The sequence below is a fragment of the Acetobacter papayae JCM 25143 genome (assembly GCF_000613285.1).
Taxonomy (GTDB): Bacteria; Pseudomonadota; Alphaproteobacteria; order Acetobacterales; family Acetobacteraceae; genus Acetobacter; species Acetobacter papayae.
Genome location: NZ_BAIN01000148.1, coordinates 1 through 1,655 on the forward strand (window position 1 = coordinate 1; position 1,655 = coordinate 1,655).

General features: G+C 65.9%; 1 pseudogene. It reads left to right on the top strand.

Annotated elements, in window-relative coordinates:
• Positions 1–1,655: pseudogene (gene priA, locus JCM25143_RS20385) on the top strand (replication restart helicase PriA); the annotation flags it as partial.

Genomic DNA, 1,655 nt, shown 5'->3' on the forward strand with positions numbered 1-1,655 from the left:
CCAGCCCATGCAAGGCGTGCCTGCCCCCAGCATGGGCTGGCTGCCCGCCCCCCTACCCGACACACTCCGCCTGACACCGGCACGGCAGAAAGTCCTGTCGGTTCTGGGCGATGGCCCACCCCGCACCACCACAGACCTGGCGAGTGCCGCAGGCGTGGGGGCCGCGGTCATTCGCGGTCTGGCCGATGCGGGGGCCTTGCGCCCTGTGCGCCTTGACCCCGGCCATGCCTTTGCAGCACCCGACCCTGATCACTGCCCGCCCGTGCTTGAAGGCGCGCAGCTTGAGGCGGCACAAGCCCTGCGTGGCTGCGTGCATGAAGGCGGTTTTTCCGTCACCCTGCTGGAAGGGGTTACGGGGTCGGGCAAAACCGAAATCTATCAGGAAGCCGTAGCGGCCTGCCTGAAAACGGGTCGGCAGGTGCTTGTGCTCCTGCCTGAAATCGCTCTCTCGGCCCAGTGGATGGGACGCTTTGCCCGGCGCTTTGGGGTGCCGCCCGCCATATGGCATTCCGAAATCGGGCAGAAAGCGCGCAGGCAGACATGGCTTGGCACGGCTGATGGCTCGGTACAGGTGGTTGTGGGAGCCCGCTCGGCCCTGTTCCTGCCCTTCAAGTCGCTGGGTCTGGTGATCGTGGACGAAGAACACGAACCCCTGTTCAAGCAGGAGGAAGGGGTTATGTACAACGCGCGGGACATGGCCGTGCTGCGCGGGCGGCTGGCGGGGGTTCCGGTCATTCTGGCTTCTGCCACACCCAGCCTTGAAACGCTGGCCAATGTCGAGGCCGGGCGCTACCGCCACCTTGTTCTCCCCACCCGCCACGGGGGCGCGGCCCTGCCTGAAACCCGCCTGCTGGACCTGCGCGATCATCCGCCGCCACGCGGGTTGTTTCTCTCCCCTGTCCTGCGCGATGAAATAGCCGCGACACTGGAGCGAAAGGAGCAGGCCATGCTGTTCCTGAACCGCCGGGGCTATGCACCGCTAACCCTGTGCCGCGCCTGCGGACACCGGATGGAATGCCCGCACTGCACCTCGTGGCTGGTGGAACACCGGGCCCGCAAGGTGCTCTCCTGCCATTACTGCGATACCACCCAGCCCCTGCCTTCCACCTGCCCTGCCTGCAACGAAGAAAACAGCCTGACCGCCATAGGCCCCGGCATAGAGCGCATTACGGAAGAAGCGCGCGAGCTTTTTCCTGAGGCCCGTATTCTGGTCATGTCGAGCGATACGCTCGGTGGCCCCAAGGCCACGGCAGCAGCGATTGAAAAAATCTCCCGCCGTGAGGCGGATCTGATTATCGGCACACAGGTCGTGGCCAAGGGCTGGCATTTTCCCTACCTGACCCTTGTGGGCGTTGTGGATGCCGATCTGGCTTGGGTGGGGCCGACCTACGCGCGGGTGAGCGCACGATCCAGCTCCTGCATCAGGTTGCCGGGCGTGCAGGCCGCGCCGAAGCGCCGGGCCGGGTGCTGCTGCAAAGCTACATGCCCGAACACCCGGTCATGCAGGCACTGCTTTCGGGCGATTTCGACAGTTTCATGGCACAAGAGGCCGAGCAGCGCCGCCCCGGTTTCTGGCCCCCTTACGGGCGGCTGGCAGCACTGGTGATCAGCGCGACCGAAGCGCAGGCGGCAGACCATGCCGCCGCCATGCTGGG